16 protein-coding genes are annotated in these 20,715 nt (G+C 57.1%); 5 read left to right on the forward strand and 11 right to left on the reverse strand.

Going from position 1 to position 20,715, the window contains the following annotated elements; translation table 11 throughout:
* Position 1: 1 nt before the first annotated feature.
* From ACMGG1_RS00260 to uspA, 5 genes are all read right to left on the reverse strand, one after another.
* Positions 2–991 carry an ABC transporter permease gene (locus ACMGG1_RS00260; RefSeq protein ID WP_046374939.1) on the reverse strand — a complete coding sequence of 330 codons (990 nt, stop codon included), beginning with the start codon at positions 989–991 and terminating at the stop codon, positions 2–4.
* Positions 984–2,483: a sugar ABC transporter ATP-binding protein gene (locus tag ACMGG1_RS00265; protein ID WP_400827787.1), complete on the reverse strand. Its 1,500-nt coding sequence runs from the start codon at positions 2,481–2,483 to the stop codon at positions 984–986. The genes ACMGG1_RS00260 and ACMGG1_RS00265 overlap by 8 nt, the downstream gene beginning before the upstream one ends.
* Before the next feature lie 112 nt (positions 2,484–2,595).
* Entirely contained in the window at positions 2,596–3,582 is a 987-nt protein-coding gene (locus ACMGG1_RS00270; protein WP_020837439.1) for an autoinducer 2 ABC transporter substrate-binding protein, read from the reverse strand.
* Between the two features lie 338 nt (positions 3,583–3,920).
* Entirely contained in the window at positions 3,921–5,264 is a 1,344-nt protein-coding gene (gdhA, locus tag ACMGG1_RS00275; protein ID WP_020837438.1) for an NADP-specific glutamate dehydrogenase, read from the reverse strand.
* A gap of 258 nt (positions 5,265–5,522) precedes the next feature.
* Positions 5,523–5,969, reverse strand: a complete 447-nt coding sequence (uspA, locus tag ACMGG1_RS00280) for a universal stress protein UspA (RefSeq protein ID WP_012147365.1) — start codon at positions 5,967–5,969, stop codon at positions 5,523–5,525.
* A gap of 613 nt (positions 5,970–6,582) precedes the next feature.
* Here uspA and uspB point away from each other — a divergent pair.
* The gene (uspB, locus tag ACMGG1_RS00285) at positions 6,583–6,918 is read left to right on the forward strand and encodes a universal stress protein UspB (RefSeq protein WP_020837437.1); all 336 of its coding nucleotides are present in this window, start codon (positions 6,583–6,585) and stop codon (positions 6,916–6,918) included.
* Between the two features lie 75 nt (positions 6,919–6,993).
* On the opposite strand, the gene pitA is transcribed toward uspB, so the two are convergent.
* The gene (pitA, locus tag ACMGG1_RS00290; protein WP_414161091.1) at positions 6,994–8,496 is read right to left on the reverse strand and encodes an inorganic phosphate transporter PitA; all 1,503 of its coding nucleotides are present in this window, start codon (positions 8,494–8,496) and stop codon (positions 6,994–6,996) included.
* A 301-nt stretch (positions 8,497–8,797) separates the two neighbouring features.
* Here pitA and ACMGG1_RS00295 point away from each other — a divergent pair, with 301 nt between their 5' ends.
* Together ACMGG1_RS00295 and ACMGG1_RS00300 are read left to right on the forward strand one after the other, a co-directional pair.
* Positions 8,798–9,997, forward strand: coding sequence for an NAD(P)/FAD-dependent oxidoreductase (locus ACMGG1_RS00295; RefSeq protein ID WP_128865299.1), 1,200 nt, complete (start codon positions 8,798–8,800; stop codon positions 9,995–9,997).
* A gap of 312 nt (positions 9,998–10,309) precedes the next feature.
* Complete coding sequence (locus ACMGG1_RS00300) at positions 10,310–11,149, forward strand: putative oxygenase MesX (protein WP_130016909.1); 840 nt, start codon at positions 10,310–10,312, stop codon at positions 11,147–11,149.
* A 55-nt stretch (positions 11,150–11,204) separates the two neighbouring features.
* On the opposite strand, the gene ACMGG1_RS00305 is transcribed toward ACMGG1_RS00300, so the two are convergent.
* The 4 genes from ACMGG1_RS00305 to ACMGG1_RS00320 all read right to left on the reverse strand — a co-directional run bounded on the left by ACMGG1_RS00305 (position 11,205) and on the right by ACMGG1_RS00320 (position 18,077).
* A complete protein-coding gene (locus tag ACMGG1_RS00305) occupies positions 11,205–11,615 on the reverse strand; it encodes a VOC family protein (protein WP_130016908.1) in 411 nt (136 codons plus the stop codon).
* A gap of 107 nt (positions 11,616–11,722) precedes the next feature.
* A complete protein-coding gene (locus ACMGG1_RS00310; protein ID WP_400827782.1) occupies positions 11,723–13,921 on the reverse strand; it encodes a virulence factor SrfC family protein in 2,199 nt (732 codons plus the stop codon).
* Positions 13,918–16,863: a virulence factor SrfB gene (locus ACMGG1_RS00315; protein WP_400827810.1), complete on the reverse strand. Its 2,946-nt coding sequence runs from the start codon at positions 16,861–16,863 to the stop codon at positions 13,918–13,920. Before ACMGG1_RS00315 ends, ACMGG1_RS00310 begins: the two co-directional genes overlap by 4 nt.
* On the reverse strand, positions 16,863–18,077 hold the full coding sequence (locus tag ACMGG1_RS00320) for an SrfA family protein (RefSeq protein WP_400827780.1): 1,215 nt from the start codon (positions 18,075–18,077) through the stop codon (positions 16,863–16,865). The genes ACMGG1_RS00315 and ACMGG1_RS00320 overlap by 1 nt, the downstream gene beginning before the upstream one ends.
* 240 nt (positions 18,078–18,317) lie before the next feature.
* Here ACMGG1_RS00320 and ACMGG1_RS00325 point away from each other — a divergent pair, with 240 nt between their 5' ends.
* Entirely contained in the window at positions 18,318–19,229 is a 912-nt protein-coding gene (locus ACMGG1_RS00325; protein WP_400827778.1) for an arginase family protein, read from the forward strand.
* Position 19,230: 1 nt separating this feature from the next.
* Here the strand turns inward: ACMGG1_RS00325 and ACMGG1_RS00330 are convergent, their stop codons facing one another.
* Positions 19,231–19,653 (reverse strand): Lrp/AsnC family transcriptional regulator, encoded by a 423-nt coding sequence (locus tag ACMGG1_RS00330; RefSeq protein ID WP_041415738.1) that lies wholly within the window; start codon positions 19,651–19,653, stop codon positions 19,231–19,233.
* Positions 19,654–19,787: 134 nt separating this feature from the next.
* Here ACMGG1_RS00330 and ctlX point away from each other — a divergent pair, with 134 nt between their 5' ends.
* On the forward strand, positions 19,788–20,714 hold the full coding sequence (gene ctlX, locus ACMGG1_RS00335; RefSeq protein WP_400827776.1) for a citrulline utilization hydrolase CtlX: 927 nt from the start codon (positions 19,788–19,790) through the stop codon (positions 20,712–20,714).
* Position 20,715: the final 1 nt, after the last annotated feature.

Genomic DNA, 20,715 nt, shown 5'->3' on the forward strand with positions numbered 1-20,715 from the left:
GTCATAGCTCCTTGGCCAGCTTGCGTTTTTCATTCCAGGCGGTGCTGCTGATGCTGATCAAAATGATCGCGCCGCTGAACACCTGGTGCCAATAGGCCGACACGCTGAGCAGCGTCAGGCCGTTTTGCAGGAAGGCCAACAGCACCACGCCCAGCAGCGTGCCGGTCAAGGAGCCGCGCCCACCGGTCATGCTGGTGCCGCCCAGCACCACCGCAGCCAGCACCGTCAGCTCAAAACCGAGCAGGGAGTTGGGGGCTACCGACTGGGTTATCTGCGCCTGCACCACCGCGGCGATACCCGCCAGAATGCCCATGTAGCCGTAAACGTAGAAGTGCAGCCGCAGCAGGTTCAGCCCCAGGCGTGACGCCGCATCGCGGTTGCCGCCCATGGCGAAAATTTGGCGGCCGAGGCGGGTAAAGTTCATCAGCACACCGGTGACGATAATCACCGCCAGCAGGCACAGCAGCGGCAGCGTCAGGCCGTAGTCATAACCGTCGGCCCCCTGGAATGAGAACCAGCTGATGCCATCCATAAACCAGTCGGGGAAACCGTACAGCCAGGTGCCGTTGGTGGCGTAAACCAGTAAGCCGTAGAACAGGTTCAGCGTGGCGATGGTGATGATGATCGCCGGCACCTTCAGCCAGTAGACCAGAAAACCGTTCACCAGCCCGAGCAGCAGGCCGACGCCCATTGCCAGTGCGAACGCCAGCGGGAAGCCGCCACCGTGTTGAATGACCCAACTGGCCATCACGTACTGCGCGATGGCGGTGATCGCCGGGAATGAAATGTCGATGCCGCCGGCTATCAGCACCACGAACAGGCCGCAGGCGAGAATGCCGAGAATGGCGTAGCTGGTGGCGACATCCGTCAGGTTACCCAGCGTCAGAAACTCGCTGGTGCTGACGCTCAGGCCTATTGCCAGCAACAACACCAGCAGGCCCAGGTAAAACTCGTGCCGGCCGGCCAGGCGGGCCAATAATGACTTATCCATTCACCACCTCGGCGATCTGTTGTTCGGTGCTGTGGTGCGGCGAAAACTCGGCGATCAGCTCGCCCTTGCGCATCACCATCACCCGATGGCTGTTGTAATAGGCTTCCGGGATTTCGTCGCAGATCATCAGCACCGCCATGCCGAGCGCGGCCAGATCTTTGGCGATCTGGTAGATCCCCTCTTTGTTGGCGATGTCCACTCCGACGGTAGGCGAATCAAGGATCAGGATCTTCGGCTGCGTTGCCACCCACTTGGCGATGGCGATACGTTGCGCATTGCCGCCCGACAGGGTTTTTACCGGCAGCGCGCTGTCGGAAACCTTGATGTTCAGATCGCGAATCAGCCGGTTAACCAGCTCGGTCGCTTTGGCATGGTCCAGCAGCCCGAGCGAGGTGTGCAGTTGATCGAAGACCGTGACGATGGTGTTGTCGTAGATCGACTGCTCCATGATCAGCCCTTGCGTAAGACGATCCTCCGACACATAGCCGATACCCTGGCGCACCGCTTCACGGTTGTTGTGCAGTTGGACCGGATGGCCGTCGATGCGAATTTCTCCGCTGTCGGGACGGGTCATGCCGAACAGGCTGAGGCACAGCTCGGTACGGCCCGCGCCAAGCAGCCCGACGATCGAGACGATCTCGCCGCCGTGCAGTGAAAGATTGATGTCCTGGTATTTTCCGCGTCGGCTGAGATTGCGAACCTCGAGCAGCGGTGCGCTGTCGGTGGACGCCAGCGCCGGCAGTTGGCTGTAATGGAAGCGTTGGCCGGTCATCAGGAACGCCAGTTCATGGCTGTCCAACTGGCTGGCGGGATAAGTGCCGACCAGCTTGCCGTCGCGCATCACGCTGATGCGGTCGGCGACCTCCATCACTTCATCCAGTCGGTGGCTGACGAACACCACGCAGATGCCCGCCGCTTTCAGTTCGTTGACCACCCGCAGCAGGCCGTCGACCTCTTGCCGCGTCAGCGAAGCGGTTGGCTCATCCATGATCACCAGCCGTGCGTCGGCGGCAATGGCACGGCATATGGCCACCAGTTGGCGATCGGCAATCGACAGTTTTTCGACTTTCTTGTCGGGATCGATACGCACGCCGACGCGCGCCATGGCATCCAGCGCCGTCTGGCGCATCACCTGCTTGCGCACCCAGAAATGGCCGCCGGGCAGGTAGCGGTGAATGGCGATATTTTCCGCCACGGTCAGGTTGGGGAATAACGACAGATCCTGATAAATTACCTGAATACCGTAATAGCCGGACAGCTGCGGCGTCAGAGAATGAAAAAGTTTACCCTCAAGCGAAATATTGGCGCCTTTTTCCGGCTGATAAACGCCGGAAATAATTTTAATGATGGTGCTTTTTCCGCAGCCATTTTGCCCGGCCAGGCAATGCACTTCGCCAATATTTAGCGTCAGGTTGATCTGGTCCAAGGCCAGCACGCCTGGGAATCTCTTACTGATATTTTCCAGGGTGATAAATGCGGTGGATGTGGTCATAGCGTTAACCTGTGCAGGTTTTTATTATGGTAGTGACTGAAACTCGGGGCGCACTATATTGCGCCCTTCGTTGTTTCATGACTTTCCCGGTGTGGCGTAATATTACTGAAAATTAAAATCCTAGCGATTTGGCATTATCTTTGGTGACTTCAAGAATTTTATTAAACCGAATCACTTTTTTATCCATGTCGACGTCGGCTTTACCCAAACCTTCGATCGACAAATCTTTGGTCACTTCTTTGCCCTGCAAGAGTTGATCGGCCACCGTCACCAGGGCATAACCGGCGTCTTTCGGGTCCCACAACAGGGCTTTCTTGATGTCGCCGCGTGCCAGGTAAGGCGCGGCCTGTGCCGGCATGGCAATACCGACTACGGCGATCTTGTCCTTGGCGCGTTTCTTGGCGACTGCCTGGCCGGCACCGATCGGGCCGAGGGAGCCGAAGCCGATAATGCCTTTCATCTGCGGATAGGTTTTCATCAAATCCAGCGTGGTGGCGTAGGACTTATCGATGCTTTCCGCCACCGGCAGGCGCGAAGTGACTTCGAACATGTCCGGGTATTTGGCTTTCTGGTACTTGATGGCGGAATCCGCCCAGGCGTTGTGCAACGGCACGGTCAGCGAGCCGACATAAATGGCATAGCCGCCTTTGCCGCCCATGTCTTTCGCCAGCTCATCGACGTTGGCCTGCGCATACTTCTCGCTGTCGATGGTTTCAATGTCCCACTGGCCAATCTGCTGGTCCGGGGATTCATGCGTCAGCACCACGATGCCTTTCTCGCGCGCCTTCTTCAGCACCGGCTCCAGCACCTTGGCGTCGTTAGGCACCACGATGATGGCGTTGACGTTCTTGGCGATCAGGTCTTCAATCACTTTCACCTGTGCGGCTGGGTCTGGGGTGGACGGCCCGGTCTGGTAGGCATTGACGTCGAGCTTTTTGGCCGCGTCGTTAACGCCGACTTCCATACGGTTGAACCAGGGAATGCCGGTCACTTTGGCAACCACGGCAATCTCGTACTTTTCAGCAGCAAAGGCAGGTGTTGTCGATAACATGCACGCAGAAACCACACATGCATTTAATAATGCGAGGTTAAATTTCATTCGCTGTACCTTTTTTATCTGTAGGGGTGGCTGTTTTTCCACCTGAGCAGATTACAAAGGAATGGAAGAGGGGACGTAACGAGAGTTGGGAAATTGTGATCTGTGCACATTGGAGTAAAAATATGACGGTTTTAATGTTAATTAATTGTTTAATAATTCAGTGGTGGTAATTTTACCACGAAAAATCATCATAAAATTAACAATAAAAACCATAATTATTTACATATATAAAACAAATGAGGCGGGGCAATCGGGTTTTGCAGGGGTAAAAATGCCGGACTGAGCGCCGGCATTGAAGCATTTTAGCAATGTGTGAACAAGATCACCTTATGAACCTGTTACAACACGCCCTGCGCCAGCATGGCGTCGGCTACCTTGACGAATCCGGCGATATTGGCGCCGTGTACGTAGTGGGTTTGCTTACCCTCGCCGCCGTATTCCACGCAGGCATGATGAATATCCGCCATGATATGTTGTAAACGTACATCCACTTTCTCGGCGCGCCAGCCGATGCGCGCGGCGTTCTGCGCCATCTCCAGCCCGGAGGTGGCAACCCCACCGGCGTTGGCCGCCTTGCCCGGCGCAAACAGCACCCCGGCGTCCAGGAATGCATCGGTCGCCTGAATGGTGGTCGGCATATTTGCGCCTTCCGCCACAGCTTTAACCCCGTTGCGGATCAGCGTCTGTGCTGCAGCCAAATCCAGCTCGTTTTGGGTGGCGCACGGCAGGGCGATATCCACCGGCACGTTCCAGGGCTGCTGGCCGGCCAGATAGGTCAGGCCACGTTCGCGGGCATAATCTTCCACGCGACCATAGCGCTGATTCTTGATCTCCACCAAATGGGCCAGTTTTTCGGTGGTAAAGCCGGCTTCATCGACCAGAGTACCGCCGGAGTCTGATACGGTGATCACACGCGCATCCAGCTCCAGTGCCTTCTCAATGGTGTATTGCGCCACGTTACCTGAACCAGAAACCGCAACCCGCATGCCTTCAAAACCCAGCCCGTGACGTTGCAGCATGGCGTCGGTGAAATAGACCAGCCCATAGCCGGTGGCCTCTGGACGGATCAGGCTGCCGCCGAATGAAAGCCCCTTGCCGGTGAACACGCAGGCGGTGTTGTTGGACAGCTTTTTCATCATGCCGCTCATAAAGCCGACCTCACGGCCGCCAACGCCGATATCGCCGGCGGGCACGTCGGTATCCGGCCCGAGGTGACGGTACAGTTCGGTCATCAGCGCCTGGCAGAAACGCATGATCTCCGCCTGGCTTTTCCCCTTGGGATCAAAGTCCGAACCGCCTTTTCCGCCGCCCATCGGCAGGGTGGTCAGGGCGTTTTTAAACGTCTGTTCGAAGCCGAGGAACTTCAGAATCGACAAATTGACCGAAGGATGAAAGCGCATGCCGCCTTTATAAGGCCCGATGGCTGAGTTGAACTGCACGCGCCAGGCGCGGTTGACCTGCACCTGGCCGCGATCGTCGACCCAACTGACGCGGAACTGGATGGTACGCTCGGGCTCTACCAAACGCTCCAGCAGCGCATATTCGCGATAGCGCGGATTACGCTCGATAAAAGGCCACAGCGAAGTGAAGACTTCCCTGACCGCCTGTAAAAATTCCGGCTGATGGGGATTATGTTGTTGAAGCGAGGACAAGAAAGACTCTACCGATACGGTATTTTCCATGGATAACTCCTTTATACCCGTCGTCTTTCAAGCTGCAGCGTTGTTGCCCGGCTACAGCCCGAAATTCATAGGGTAATACTATTAATTTCCCCCACTATTTTTATAAATATTGGTATGGATAAAACCTGGGGGAGGATGTTGTGTCTTTAGCGACTATATCACTGGAGGGCGGTTGATTATCAAGCGATTATTGATGTCGGCGGAATGAAAAACGCCCGCAATCGCGGGCGTTGGGCAAGTCTGTTTAGCGGCGCCGACTTAATCTTCGGCTTTTTCGTCTTCGTCACGCAGCGGCACAATCAGCATGTCGATGTGCACGGTGTTGATCAACTGACGTGCGGAGGACATCAGCTTGCTCCAGAAATCCTGATGGTGGCCGCACAGGACCAGGTCCATATCGTATTTCTTGATGGCATCAACCAATACCTGCGCCAAATCGCCGCTGCCGCTCAGGGTTTCGGTGATCGGATAGCCGGCATTCTGCGACAGTTCGGTCAATGCGTGGTGAGTTTCTTCGGAAATGCGTTTTTGCATATCGCCGAGATTAACGTCGATCAGGCCGGTATACAGGTCGGAATAGTTAACATCTACGTGGATCAGGGAAACTTTGGCGTTGTACGGACGCGCCATAGATACGGCTTTCTCCACCAGGATTTTACTTTCCGGGGATAGGTCTACCGCAATCAAAATGTGTTTGTAAGCCATGAGAATACTCCTTCCATATAATGCCGATTAAAAGGTTAGCAGGCATTTAGCGTACCAGCCTGGCGCTTCAGGTTTCATTTTATCATTCAGATAACACAATGATATGTTGAGGCGATCACACTGCACCGCATCAAAAAACTCTCTTTATCTTCCTACCGTCAGTTTTACACCCGCTGGGCAGAAAAGCCTATCGCCCATGATGCGGTTGCTGGGTTGACCGATTGAAATATAAGCATTCTTAAACAGAGTATAGCCCCAAATGCCCTTTAGGGCAGTGGAAAACTCCGGCGGCCTCAGGCAGGGCGGTTATCAGTTATAACCAATAGATGGATGACAAATGGATGGCTTGCGGTAAATTTTATCTACTGCTCAGGCCAGTTTGCGTTTCATTAACCTACAATAATGACTATAGGCCTTATCATTTCTCCTCTGTATCAAACCTGCGCGTGTGCATCTGCATGGCGATGGGGTGTTTCCAGAGGCGGTGGGTTATGCGCGGCCTGTGCTGTGCAAAGGGGATCGGAGCGGTAAGCTCCAGCAGTAATGGGTGATAGAGGTAGGGCAGTTGGACCCGGCGGAGCGCCGTGGATAACAACGCCTTGAGGAGGCAATCATGATCAGTACCGTCGCGCTGTTTTGGGCTCTGTGTGTGGTGTGTGTGTTAAACATGGTGCGGTATTACTCTTCTCTGCGCGCGCTGTTGGTGGTTCTGCGCGGCTGTGACCCGCTGCTGTATCAATATGTCGACGGCGGTGGTTTCTTTACCGCTCATGGCCAGCCGAGCAAGCAGATACGGCTGGTGCGCTATATCTTCTCGCAGCGTTATGTCGAGCACCATGATCCGGAGTTTATTCGCCGCTGTGAGCGTGTGCGCGGGCAGTTTATGCTGACCTCAGCCCTGTGCGGACTGGTGGTGATCAGCCTGGTTGCGCTGATGATTTGGTATTGAATCCGGCCGATTCTTTCTGTAACAGACAAAGAAAAAGGCGGCCACCAGGGCCGCCTTTCTCATCAGGCAAACTGCTTAGATCACCTTAAGCGCCAACCAGTACAGCAAACCGGAAAGCAGAATCGAGATTGGCAGGGTTAACAACCAGGCCAACAGGATGTTCTTCACGGTTTTGCTTTGCACGCCGCCGCCGTCCACGATCATCGTCCCGGCTACCGCCGAAGAGAGTACGTGGGTGGTGGAAACCGGCATGCCGGTATAGCTGGCAACGCCAATCGACAAGGCAGCGGTCATCTGAGCCGACACGCCCTGAGAGTAGGTCATGCCCTTCTTACCGATTTTCTCGCCGATGGTGGTGGCGACGCGACGCCAGCCGACCATGGTGCCGAGTGACAACGCCAGAGCAACCGAGACGATAATCCAGATCGGTGCATACTCAACGGTTTGCAGCAGATCCTGACGCAGGTTTTTCAGGAAACGTTGGTCCTGGGCCGAGGTTTCCGGCAGCTTGGCGATCTTGTCTGCGGTATCCGTTACGCACATCAGCAGGCGGCGCAGATGACTACGCTGTTCTACCGTCAGTTGATCGTAACTTTGCAGATTGTTCAGCAAGCCCTGGGTCAGCTCAATCGCCGGCATGGCGCGCGCGCTGTCACAGTGGAACTCGATAGGTTTATCCGGCGAGACGTCCTCATCCGGGCTTGGCACCAGTGGGGTCAGAGTGACCACGTGCGCCAAGGCGTCGCTGTGCTGCTGGTAATATTGCTGCAGGTGGGTCACGGCATCACGCGTACGGGTGATGTCATAGCCGGTTGCATTCATATTGACCACGAAGCCGGCCGGCGCAACGCCGATCAGCACCAGCATGATCAAGCCGATGCCTTTCTGACCATCGTTGGCGCCGTGCGAGAAGCTAACGCCGATAGCAGACAGGATCAGTGCGATACGGGTCCAGAACGGCGGCTTGCGTTTGCCGTCGACCTTTTCACGTTCCGCAGGGGTCATGTGCATACGCTGGCGTTTCTTGGTGCCACTCCAATAGCGGCGCAAGGCAAACACCATCAACCCGGCGACCATCATGCCGACCAGCGGCGAGATGAGCAATGACAGGAAAATACCGATCATTTTCGGGACGTTAAGCGCATCCACCACCGAAGTGTGGGTCATCAGTGCGTTGGTTAAACCCACACCGATAATTGCGCCAATCAGCGTATGAGAGCTGGAGGCCGGCAGACCGAAATACCAGGTGCCGAGGTTCCAGATGATAGCCGCCAGCAGCATGGAGAACACCATGGCTAATCCGTGCGCTGAACTGACGTTCAACAACAGATCGGTTGGCAGCAGATGAACAATGGCGTAAGCAACACTCAAACCGCCGAGCATAACGCCAAGAAAGTTGAACAAGCCAGCCATCACAACCGCAAGTTGCGAACGCATGGCACGGGTATAAATTACAGTAGCAACCGCATTGGCCGTGTCATGAAAACCGTTAATGGCTTCATAAAACAACACGAACAACAATGCGAGAATTAACATCAGGCCGGTATGGAAATCCAGGCCAGCGAACAAATGCAGCATAAGCGTTACGCCAGTTTGTGGACATGAACGCCGCGCATTATCAGTGACAACCGGGGCCGGGGAAAAGGAAAATATGACGTTTTTTTGATTTCGATATGACGAAATGATGGCGTTGGTATGACAAATACATGAAATATCAGCGCGTTATGCTGAATGTCTCGCTGTAATATTTTCTTACTATGGCGTTGAGGGCGGCATGGCTTTACAATCTGCCGCCGTAAAGTTGTCGGTTACCGGTAGCGATACGGCGTAAAATAGCGGCCTTTTGTCGCGATTGTGGTTTTTATTCAGAGAGGCGCAGGTGGAACAGTTTGATGTCGTGGTAATAGGTGCGGGCGCAGCGGGCATGTTTTGCGCGGCGCAGGCAGGGCAACTCGGCTGCCGGGTGCTGCTGCTCGACAACGGCAAAAAACCGGGGCGCAAAATCCTGATGTCCGGCGGCGGACGCTGTAACTTTACCAACATGTACACGGAGCCTGCCGCTTATCTGTCGAATAACCCGCATTTCTGCAAATCTGCGCTGGCACGCTACACCCAGTGGGACTTTATCGATCTGATCAACCGTCATGGCATCGCCTACCACGAGAAGACCCTGGGGCAACTGTTTTGCGACGACTCGGCGCAGCAGGTGGTCGAACTCCTGGTGAAAGAGTGCGAGCAGGGTCAGGTGACGACACGCCTGCGCAGCGAAGTGCTGGGCGTAGAAAAAATCGCAGAAGGCTTCGAACTGGCGCTGAATGGTGAGAAAGTGAGCGCTCGCTCACTTGTGGTGGCCAGCGGTGGATTGTCGATGCCGGGCCTGGGCGCGACGCCGTTCGGCTATAAGCTGGCGGAGCAGTTTGGCCTGAAGGTATTGCCGACGCGCGCCGCGCTGGTGCCTTTTACGCTGCATAAACCGCTGCTGGAGCATTTGCAGACCCTGTCTGGTGTCTCTGTGCCGGCAGTGATCACCGCAGAAAACGGCGTCAGCTTCCGCGAAAGCATACTGTTTACCCATCGTGGCCTGTCCGGGCCGGCGGTATTGCAACTTTCCAGCTACTGGCAGCCCGGTGAGTTTGTGAGTGTTAACTTACTTCCTACGCTTGATCTGGCGGGCTTCCTCAATGAGCAACGTCAGGCACACCCTAATCAAAGCCTGAAAAATACCCTGGCGCTGCACCTGCCGAAGCGGTTGGTGGAATGTTTGCAGACCTTGGGCCAACTGCCGGAAGCGACATTAAAGCAACTGAACCCGACGCAGCAGGCAGCGTTGGTGGAAATCTTGCAGAATTGGCGCGTACAACCCAACGGTACCGAAGGCTACCGCACGGCGGAAGTGACGCTCGGGGGTGTCGACACCAAAGAGCTGTCCTCCAAGACCATGGAGGCCGCCAAGGTGCCGGGCCTGTACTTTATTGGCGAAGTGGTGGATGTGACAGGGTGGCTGGGGGGGTATAACTTCCAGTGGGCCTGGAGTTCTGCCTGGGCTTGCGCTCAGGCGCTGGCGGCTCAAAAGCAATAATTTCTGCCGGGATGATGTAAAAGCCGGCATTTGCTGCGTCGGGCGGAACCGACGCAGCAAATAAAATTATGGTGTAAGACCGATAAATAAATCATGCGTACCGCACGAAACAGAGTAATCCGTCGATATTCAATTTATTGTATTTAGCGGTATTTAAATTATTTGTAAATCAAGTTTTTTGGTATTATTTTTAGTTTAATTATTCTGTCTAAATTGATTTAATTAATGGTGGATAACCTGATTTTTATTATTTACAGCGAGTGAAAAACCTCATCTATAATTATTTTTCATGTTTTCGAGTGAGAAATTATTATGAATGGCGTTTTCTTTGTTCGGCAAATACCTATTACCCCAGAACTTCAGGTTACAGAATTAAAAAACCACGCCAATGGTTTCCTGCGCTATAACAATATCAACGATCTGGCACACAGTGGTCCAGAAGCCCTGACCTGGTTCCTGAACCGCGCCAATACGCTGTTTAAAACCAATTATCCTTCTGCGCTGCCCACTGCCTCATTGCAATTGTCGTATTTGTCGGTTTTTTGCCGTGCGGAACATGAAGCGGATAGCCAGGCATTACCTGTTTACGATTTCCTCAAAATCGATATTCAACCCACAGGAAAAAGCGGCTACGGCGTGATGTTCTCTTCGCAGATGCGCGAGTATTATCGCGATCGGCTTGAAAATGGCATGGATACGTCGGAAATTCCGGTCGATCAGGCGTTCTTCAACTCTATTTTCAAGCAAGACTCGCCCAAGACCGGCGTACTGGAAAGTTATCCGGTGATCATGATCCCCCGTAGCGCAAATGAGCAAGCTCCTTCGCTTACGCATACCTATCTCAGCAGCCTGGGGCTGGATTCCCGGCATGTCCAGCCGCCTGCATCGGCTTATCCTTTCCGGTTTTACTTCAAACAGGATCTTGCCACGCAGGATCCCGAAGTCATCGCGGCAATCTCAGCCTGCGGGCAGGCGATGTTTGAAATCGTACGCCCGCACCTTTATCCGTTGGATCAGCAGGATATGCCGCGTTTTGACATGGCGCACCTGACGGACATCAAGTGGGAGCAGCACAATACGGCGCGCAGGTGGGTGGCTGAGCATCAGCCCTGCGTCGAGGCGCTGATGGCGCTGCACGGTATCAGGCAATAGGGTTAAGCCGGCGGCGGGAACCAATCATTCAATACTGCGGAATATCCTTGCGACGCTACGCCGCTGGGCCTTTCAGCTCCACGCGATTGCCGTCTGGATCGGTGAAATAGAGAGACGGCCCGTCGCCCTCTGCGCCAAATCGGGATTCGGGGGGATCAACGCTGATCCCCTGCGATCGCAAATACGCTAACAGTTCGCCCTCGTTGAAAGGTTCGATGCGCAAACAGAAATGATCGACATTCTGCTGGCGAGCATCGGGATGCTGGCCGCCTTTTTTACCCAGCACGCCCTCGACGTCGACCAGATCAAGCATGGAAACGCCGACGCGCAGATGCACCAGCCCCAGATCGGGACGCCGTCTGGCGATTTCACATCCCAGTATCTGGGTATAAAATTGAAGGCTTTTTTCCAGGTCGGTGACGCGCAGTACCAGGTGATCGATTTTCTTCAGGCTGAATGGGCGCACGCTGATGTCCTCAGATCGACGGATAATTAATCAGTATAATATACCCGTCGCCTTTCACGTTGCAGCGTCGTTACCTGCACTAAGTTACGTGGCCCTACCTGAATTTGTCAGTGCCCGTCATTGCCGGCAAGGGTTGCCACTATGGCTTCCAGCGCGGCATGCGGCGCGGCTGCGAGTGTAGAGCCCGCCTGCGCATTTTCCGCCAGCAGCCGCTGCAGCCCGACCAGCCAGTCGTAGATATAGAAGGCGGCATTTTTCGCCGGCGTGGGCGCCAGTTTGGTCAAGCGCTGCTGATTGCCCCAGTCGACCGCGGGCTGCGGTGGTGGGGTAAAGATTGGCTGGCCGGGATTGATGCGGCTGGCGGGGCGTAAAGCCGCCTCGCGCTGCTGGAAGCCCAGCCAGGCAACGAAATCGCTCAATACCGTCAGCGCCTGGCTGACCTGACGATCCTCCCCCTGTTCCGGCAGGGTACCTGCAGCCAATGCGCGCTCCAGCGTTGCGTCAATCTCCAGACGGCAGGCGGCGCTAATCAGCGCATCGACCAGCAGTTCCAGCTGCGGTTTTTCGACGCCCAACAGGGTCAGCAGTTGGGCATTGTCCGGCAGGCAACGCAGATGGTTAACCCAGTCGGCGAATACCTTTTGGGCAAAGGAAGAACGCCCATGTTCCACCGAGCCGGTCGCGGCGCTATCTTCCTCACCAAACAGGTCGATCTCCATATCGAACGGCGGTGCGGCGACAGTCGGTGCCGGTGAAGCATGCTGTTGCTGCACGAAGAGTTGGCGTAGCCTGTCGCGCTGCGGCAACAGCCATTCCAGCAATTCACCATGCGCTCCAGCCTGCGCCTGCAAGGCTCGCAGCAGTTGTTGGCTACGCTGTTGCACACGCTGCGGATCCGCAGCGGCAAGCCAGTTGCCGAGCAGGCTTTCACTCAGCTCACGCCGCAATTCTTGTTGCAGTTCCTGAATGCGCGCTTGTTTCAATGCCGGGCGCGCCTGCGCCATCAAATAGTCCGTCATGCGGCGGCAGTCGCGTTCATCCATGGCCAACAGGGTGGCCCAACTGTCGCCGGGCTCACCGACGTAGCGCTGAACGGCGTCGTCGGGGCGGGCTTTCCCTTCGCGCGACGCGTCGAACGGCGTGATTGCCCAGATTAAACCGGGCTTACGACGGCTGCGTACCGCAGCACTTTCCCCCTGGGTGCGTTTAACCCAATAGGCCAGCGCATGGCCGGTTCGACTGGCCTCCTGTGGCGTGCCGGCGGCATCGCTGACCAGCAACAGACTGGTCTGTAGATTATCGGCGTAGTGGGTCAGCAGATTGACGCGTTTGGCCTGTTGCATACGCCATGTCAGATCGCCTTCTGAACGACGGAGGCTGGCTGGAATGTCGAGAAGCTCAGTGTCGACGGGCAGCCCAGCGGGCAGAGGTGTTGTCACTTCGGCAGCTAACCACGCGAGATCGGCCTGCGCGACATCCACGACGGCGCCGTTTTCTGTCATTACAGAAAGTTTCACCTCGGCTGGCGTGGTGACCGCGTGGGCATGCTGAATACCCGTATCGGGATCCAAAGCTTGCAGAGCGGCCTGTACGCGTTCACTGCAGCCCAGCGTCTGGAGGCTATGCGCCAACTGACGATAGAGCATGGTCAGCGCCGGGTCTTCACCCCACAGCGGTGCGAACAGGCGGGCCCGGTCGTCAATGCTCAGATAGGGGGCCAATGAGACGGCCTGCGGCCAGAAGTGGCGGTCCAGCGCCTGTTGCCATTTGCCGCCGTGGTGACGAAGAGTGTCCCACAGCGCCACGATGGCATTGCTGTCCATGCCGTCAATCGCCATGGGCTGGCGATGGCGTTCCAATGTATTCAGGTGTGCGGCAATGGCTCGTGCGTCTCCATCCGGGCGAAAGCCGTTCATCAATACTGCACTGGCCGTTATGGCGAGCAACTGCGCGTTATCCAGCAAGGTGATGCTCACCGGATAAGCTGGGGATGTTACGACGGCGGGCGCGCAGTAGCGTACTGCCAGCGGGCAATCCTCTGAAAGCAGCGCGGCGCCGGGGGCCAATGCCGCCAAGAGGTGGGCTTTGGCAGCCGCGTTATGACCATAAAGGCCGATGGCGACGCGGTGAGGTGTGGCGGTGTCCAACTTCCGCGCCTGATTATAGCTGCGGCGCAAACGGATCGTCAGGTTATCGGCTTCCCGGTCCAGGCGAGCGGACTGTTGCCGTGCGCCGGCGACCCAGTCAATGGCCTGGATAATTCCGTCGCTGAGGCGGTTTATCGGGTCTGAAGTGATAGGTTTCATCGTTGATAAATGCTCCCGCTGTCGATCCAGTAATGGGTTGCACCAGAGGCACTGGCAGCCAGGGTATTGAGTTTAAGCTGTAGCTGATGTGCGTGAACCGGGCTGCCGTCGGCCAGCATGGCCTGGGCAATTTTAACGCCCTCGGCACCTTGCGCTTCACTGCCGGTAATGGCCAACCGCAGGCTGATGACCGCATCGCCAGCCAGCTTGCGTGCCAACAGGGGATCGGTGATGGTCAGCGTATATAACGGCGATGCCGGCCAGCGCGGGTTGTCCAACTGACGGAACCCAAGGCGCAAAGGACCGCGCAACTGGAAGCAGCCGGCGGGATCCAGCGCAAAATCGGCGCGATCCAGATCGATATCGCGATAGTAGACGTTATCGTCCGCCAGCATGTTATTGCCGTCCAGCATGCCCAGATGGCGAACGGTGGAATAGGGCTGGAAATCCCCAACGTTGAAGTAAAAACTCTCGAGGCGCAGGTCGATGGCCAGCAGGCACAGCATCGCTCCCACGGCGGCGGTGGATTTGGGGTTATCGATACGCCCACGCTTGTTAAACGGATACCAACTGCGGGTGTGATAGCCCTCGAGCGGCAAGATGCGGCTGGCGGGCAGCGGCTGCAGATGGCGCAGCAGGGCCTGGACGCCGGGGAAACGTGCCGGGCGGCCGGTCAGCAGCAACACATCGCAGGCGTACAGCGCCACCACTTCACACAGCAGCCGCAGGCAGCGGCCAATGCCGATCCGGTCAGACAAGAAGGCGCTGTGCAAGTCACCCAGGCGGACGACCAGCGGCGTGTGCAAAATATCGAAAGAAGAAGTGCCGGTTTCGCGCTGGATCTCGCCGTTGATAAACGCCAGCACTTGCGGGGTTGGGGCTTGAGGTAACAGATCGCCCAGGCTGGCGGCCACTTCGGCCTGGGCATCCAGCGGGTCGTAATCCTCATAGGCTGCCAACAACGCACGCCCGACAGGCATGAAAATCTGTAGCGCGGCCTGTTGGCGCAGGGTGGAAAATCCGTCCATGCGGCCTTCATTGCCGAAAAGCTTATCCATCACGGCCACCGGGGCCGCGACCCCAGCGTCCTCGATAGCCTGCTGCACGGCGGGCAAGATAAACAGCTGGATCACGTCCAGCAAAATATCGTCACCGGCGACTTTAAAGCCTTCGCGGAACAGCAGGCGAGGGTTGATCTTGATGTTATTGCCTACGCCATCGTCCAGCCTGTACTGGGTGATTGCCAGATCGGTGGTGCCGCCGCCGATATCGATGGAGGCGATACGCAGCGTTTTTCCTGCCGGTTCATCGGCTGCCAAAGGGCGATCCGGCCGGGCCATGCTGGCAAAAAAGGCGTCGGTACGGCCGGCGAAGTTCACCTGGGTTTCGTTGTACAGATAAACCATCTGGCCGCAGGTCGCCTCGTCCCATTCCATGTGCACCTGCGGAACGGGGAAGCGGGTTTGCTTGCCGTCGAACGGTGCGTCCAGCGGGTGCCAGCCCATGGCTTTCCACACCAGGCCAATCGCCTCCTGCATACGGCGGCGGAAAATTTCCCGTTCCGGTTTCGGCATCGCCGAAGGCAATGTCAGGATGAGAGTTCGCAGGCGGCGCGGGGCGGTGGCATTCGGCATTTTTGCCCGTTGGGCGACGCTGTTGATTTGCATCAGCGCCTGCGCCAGCAACTCGGTCAGCATCAGCGTCATAACCGCGCTGCGGCTGTAATGGGCGGCGAATACCGGTAGCCGTTCCGCTAACGGCAGCGCAGAAAGCGGAACGCCTTCATCGTTTAACAGGGTGGTCAAGGGAGCGGCGGTGGCCATCGGCTCCTGCTTGCCGTTAAAACGCCAGCCAGGCGCATAGCGTTCTTCGTCCCACAGGTAGCGGCGGGGGCTGGAAATACCGGTGGTGCCTTCACTGCCCTGCCGTTGTTGCGCCAGCTGTGCGGCCTCGCGGCCCACGCGGGTGATGGAAGGCCAGACAAAGGCGTCGTCGCGCCCGCTCTGGAACGAGAGGCCGGGTTTGCCGAACGAGACCTGAGAAAACTCGACCCGGCTTTCGAACAGTTCGTTGTACACGCAGTGCGGCGCGCTGAGCGAGCGTAGCTGCAGTTCATAGGTCTGCTTCAGGCCGTTGCTTTCTTCCGGATGGTCTTCGACCAGCACGCCACAGGTATGGGAGTTGCCGACGTCCAGAATCACGTCCACGTTGACCGCGGGCTGCTGCAGCGTAGCCGCGATGATCTTTATCTGCGGCACCGCCAGTTGGTCGCCGAGCATGTTCAACACGTTAAGGTAGTGCGCCTGATATTCGAAAGTTTTCAACCCGGTGTAGATCTGAGCTTCGGCACGTTGTTCCAGCGTGGTGGCGCCTTCGGTAAAGACTTCGCGCAGCCAACCGTCCACCCAGGTCAGATCGAGAAACTCGCCCAGATCGTGATTGCGGTGGGCCAGCGCGAAGCTTAGTCCGGTGTCGAGATCGCTTTCGCTCGGGGCTAACGCCTCCAGGCCTGGCGTCGCGATACGGGTATCGAATGCCAGCACCACCCGCAGCGAGTTGCCGTCCTGATCGGGGGTGTCCAACTGAAGGAGCTGCATGCGTGCCCAGTTCTCCGGCCCGGCCAGAAACGCCCCGGAAGGGGTGTAGCGAAAGAACGGCAGTGGCAGCCAGGTCTTATCCAACAGCCGCAAAGATTGCTGCAGGGGATAACTGAATTCAGGGCGCACCACTTCATCGACCTGCCCCGGCTGCGCGGGCAACAGGTATTTGCCGCTGTCGGCATGCCACTGCAGGCGTAAAAGTGGGCCACTCGCCGTCTGGCGGACAAACTTGCCCGGAAAATCGGCATCCAAAACCGGCGTCAGGGCAAAGTCCAGAAATTGGATGCCGCTGTCCTGAATCAGCGTAATGGCGTTTTTATAGTCCGTAAGGGGGGCCAGCATCATTTACTCTCGCGCTTTAACGTCATGGGATAAACCGTGTCCGCAGCGTAACGGCCGGTGCATTCCGCCGGGCCGGTCTCATTTTGCCTGCAGACGATTTCCGGCAGTGGGTAGCGGCTGCCGTCGCTGCAACGCGCTTTGGTGCGGCTGTTGATCACCAGATTGCCTGACTGCATCAGCCCGGCCTCTATCGGCGCCCGGCAGGTGATGGCGTCGCCGTAGGTGATGCTGGCGGTGCCTTTGCCGTTATTGAGACGGTATTGCAGGCTGGGCCGTTTGCCGGTCAGCGGATCTTTCAACGCCACCGTCGCGCGCCATCTGCCGTTGAGAAAACGGGTGGAGCCGGCCTTGACCGCTTCGGCTGGCAGTACCAGCGAATTTTTGTCCGCCGGCGGCAACACCACCGGGACGGGCGGCGGCGGCATTAGCGTGGCGTGTGCCAATGGCAGATGCAGCGTGGGGATCGGCTTGGCGACACCGACAGGCGAAGGTGGTGGTACCAGCACCGCCGGAGATGTGGCTGGTGGGGGATTCGTTTGGCTCAGCCAACCCGCCAGCAAGGCCATGATCGCTATCACTGGCGCCATCCACACATAGCGGCGCCACGGCCGGCGCACCGGCGCGGGGATAATTTCTGGCGTCAGGGATGCGGGTTCCGCAGCAGGTTGAGGCTCGGGGGCCACCTCTACGCGCGGACTGGCGGCAATTGGCGTCGGTTTTTCTGCCGGCTCTTCGGCTGGGCGCAGGCAGGCCAGCGGATCGTCCTGACACTGTGCCTGTGGCCTGATAAAGCCCCAAAAGGTCAGCACCGGTTTATCGTCGACCAGATAAACATGGTTGGGATCGGGTATTTGCATCGCCTTGCTTAACAAGGCGCCGAAAAGGCGTTGGCTGGGATGGTCGGTCGTCTGTGTCTCGGCGATCAGGGCGTTGAAGGTTGCCAGGCTGCGCTCCAACAGGTGCACCGCCTGAGCGCGTTGAGCCTCGTTCGCTGCCAGCCAGGAGGTGACTTTTCCAGGGAAAGGCGAGTACCAGTCAATGTGAGTGCCCGCCTCGTTAGGTTGCGGGATAGCCAGACAATCAGCGGCCGGCTGCTGTTGACGAATGCGCAGAGTTTCCCGCAGCTGCAACGCGCAGGCGTAAACCGGCTGTCCATTCTCGCCCAATGCAAGCACATCATCCAAACGGCCACTGCGTAAAAAGGGTTTTCCCACTGCCAAGCACCTTGTCCTGTTACCGATAAACGCATAAACGGTCATGGTAACCCGCGAACTAAAGCGGCAAACGGCCAAGGACAGGCGTAAAAAGGCACCTCTTGCTTTAATGGGCGAGGCAGAAAACGCATAGAGCCGGTTTATCGTGGCAATACCGCAGCCTGTTTCCTGATGCCGTGAGGCGAAAACCGACTCATAGGCTAAGCTGGCTTGAAGAGAGTTTTTCATTAGGTGACCCGCATGCAGATCATTCTGGCCCCGACCAATCTGGGGCTGCGCCCTCTGTGGCCCGGCCATATCCCCGGTACCTGGCGAGCGCCACAGGCGCTGATGGCACAGGGGTTGGCTCAACGGCTGGCGGCTGAGGCCATCCATGAGTTAGTGTCGCCGACCTATTCTCCGCTGGCCCCCTCGGGCACCCGCATACGGAATGGCCATGCCATTCGCGCTTTCAATTTAGAGCTGGCTGCAGAGGTGGCCGCGGTGCAAGCGCGTGGTGACTTCCCGCTGGTGATTGGCGGTGACTGCTCAATTTTGTTGGGCGCGCTGGCGGGGGCGCGCCGCGCAGGGCCACTTTCGCTGGTGCACATTGATGGGCACAGCGACTTTCGTCATCCCGGCAACTACGACCCTCAGCAGATGTTGGGCGCGGTGGCGGGGATGGATCTGGCATTGGCAACCGGCCGCGGGGAGGCGTTGTTGACCGAATGGCCCGGCGTGGTGGGGCCGTTGGTACCGGATCGCCAGGTTTTACAATTGGGTGAGCGAGAGTGCCGCGACGCGGACTTCGCCTGGCCGGATATCAATCAGACTGCCATCACGCGTATCGATGTTTTTGCCGCCAACCTGATGGGCAGGGCGGAAATTATACGGCATATCGACCAGATGCTGGCCGCCGAGCCAGCGTGGCGATTTTGGTTGCACCTTGATGTGGACGTGCTGGATCAGGCCGTGATGCCGGCGGTGGATTCCCCCGGCAGCCCCGGTATCGATCGTCTTTGGCTGGAAAATATCGGGGCTAAGCTGCTGCAAAATCCGCTGTGCTGCGGCATGACGGTATCGGTATTCGACCCGGATCTGGATCCCGATAACCGCTACGCGGCATTGATCGTGGAAATGCTCGCGGCGATGTTCCATCAGCACAAACCTTAAGTCAGGCCTTGTGTGTCGACAGCAGGATGCTGGTTTCGGTGCTGGAAATGCCGGCAATGCGCCGAATTCGCCCCAGGATTTTGTCGAAGTTCTCCAGGCTGTCGGTGCGGATCTCCACCAAAATATCCCACTTGCCGTTGGTGGTGTGCAGGGTAAACACCGCGGGCTCGCCGCGCAGCTGTTGCAACACGCTTTGCGCCTTGGTGCCTTCGACCGCCACGGACATCCAGGCGCGGATGCGGTTATGTTCCACCCCCGGTTTTACACGGATGGTGTAGCCGGTAATGATCCCTTGCGCCTCCAGCGCCTCAATTCTTTTTTGCACCGTAGCGCGTGATACCCGGACCTTATTGGCCAGTTCGGTCACCGAGCTACGGGCATTTTCGCGCAGCAGCGCGAGGATTTGGCGGTCGGTATCGTTCATGGTGGCAAAGTTTCGGTTTGAAGTGGCGATTTGTAAAAATATAGAGCAATTTAGCCAGTTATCACACTGTTTGGCGTCAAATTGATTTTCCATAATAGGGCGGCGTCGCTATCCCGAACCCTGTGAGAAACATCATGCAAACCACCCAATCCGTTTTTATGGTGCGGCCATTCGGCTTCGCCGCCAATCAAGAAACCCGGCACAGCAACTTCTTTCAAAAAATCACGGAACATAATGAAAATCAGGCAACGTTGGCATTAACTGCCTTCAATGATTACGTCGACGCACTGACGCAAGCCGGTATTGACGTTACGGTGATAGAGGATACTGGCGGGCAGGAAACGCCGGATGCGTTATTTCCCAATAACTGGATTGCTCTGCTGGGGGACGGCAGCCTGTTCACCTTTCCGATGGAAGCGAAGAACCGACGACGGGAGCGCCGCCAGGACATTATCACGCAGCTCGCCAATGATTTTGTGGTTGAACGGCAAATTGATCTTTCCGCCCACGAACTGGCGGGGCGCTTTCTGGAGGGTACCGGATCGCTGATCCTGGATCACCGGCATAAGCTGGCTTACGCCTGCCGGTCTTCACGCAGTTCGCCGGAGGTAGGCCGCGAATTTGAACGACACTCCGGCTACCAGATTGTCTGGTTCGAGGCTGCGGACCGCCATAATCGGCCCATCTATCACACCAACGTGATGCTGAGCGTCGGTGCGGAATATGCCTTTGTTTGCCTTGAAAGCATTCGCAACGAAACGCAAAAAAGTGCGCTGATCGTCTCGCTCACACGCAGCGGAAAAACCATTATCGATGTCAGTTTTGCCCAGATGGAGGCCTTTGCGTGCAACGTGCTGGAGCTGCGCGCCAAAGACGGCCACCCGGTTTACGCCATGTCCACCCGGGCCTGGGCTCATTTCACCCCGAAGCAGCAAACGCTGATCGGCAGCTATGCGCGCCTGGCGCTTGGACCTATTGATATCATTGAGGATCTGGGCGGCGGCGGGGCGCGGTGCATGCTGGCGGAAATTTTCCTGCAGCGTAAATTCGCACCGGCCTGAC

It is taken from the genome of Serratia sp. BNK-12, assembly GCF_047456085.1.
Lineage (GTDB): Bacteria > Pseudomonadota > Gammaproteobacteria > Enterobacterales > Enterobacteriaceae > Serratia > Serratia liquefaciens.

What these genes read in the sequence shown, in the direction of transcription:
- ACMGG1_RS00260 (WP_046374939.1), bottom strand. Translation starts at nt 991, where the DNA reads ATGGATAAGTCATTATTGGCCCGCCTGGCCGGCCGGCACGAGTTTTAC.
- ACMGG1_RS00265 (WP_400827787.1), bottom strand. Translation starts at nt 2,483, where the DNA reads ATGACCACATCCACCGCATTTATCACCCTGGAAAATATCAGTAAGAGA.
- ACMGG1_RS00270 (WP_020837439.1), bottom strand. Translation starts at nt 3,582, where the DNA reads ATGAAATTTAACCTCGCATTATTAAATGCATGTGTGGTTTCTGCGTGC.
- gdhA (WP_020837438.1), bottom strand. Translation starts at nt 5,264, where the DNA reads ATGGAAAATACCGTATCGGTAGAGTCTTTCTTGTCCTCGCTTCAACAA.
- uspA (WP_012147365.1), bottom strand. Translation starts at nt 5,969, where the DNA reads ATGGCTTACAAACACATTTTGATTGCGGTAGACCTATCCCCGGAAAGT.
- uspB (WP_020837437.1), top strand. Translation starts at nt 6,583, where the DNA reads ATGATCAGTACCGTCGCGCTGTTTTGGGCTCTGTGTGTGGTGTGTGTG.
- pitA (WP_414161091.1), bottom strand. Translation starts at nt 8,496, where the DNA reads ATGCTGCATTTGTTCGCTGGCCTGGATTTCCATACCGGCCTGATGTTA.
- ACMGG1_RS00300 (WP_130016909.1), top strand. Translation starts at nt 10,310, where the DNA reads ATGAATGGCGTTTTCTTTGTTCGGCAAATACCTATTACCCCAGAACTT.
- ACMGG1_RS00310 (WP_400827782.1), bottom strand. Translation starts at nt 13,921, where the DNA reads ATGAAACCTATCACTTCAGACCCGATAAACCGCCTCAGCGACGGAATT.
- ACMGG1_RS00315 (WP_400827810.1), bottom strand. Translation starts at nt 16,863, where the DNA reads ATGCTGGCCCCCCTTACGGACTATAAAAACGCCATTACGCTGATTCAG.
- ACMGG1_RS00325 (WP_400827778.1), top strand. Translation starts at nt 18,318, where the DNA reads ATGCAGATCATTCTGGCCCCGACCAATCTGGGGCTGCGCCCTCTGTGG.
- ACMGG1_RS00330 (WP_041415738.1), bottom strand. Translation starts at nt 19,653, where the DNA reads ATGAACGATACCGACCGCCAAATCCTCGCGCTGCTGCGCGAAAATGCC.
- ctlX (WP_400827776.1), top strand. Translation starts at nt 19,788, where the DNA reads ATGCAAACCACCCAATCCGTTTTTATGGTGCGGCCATTCGGCTTCGCC.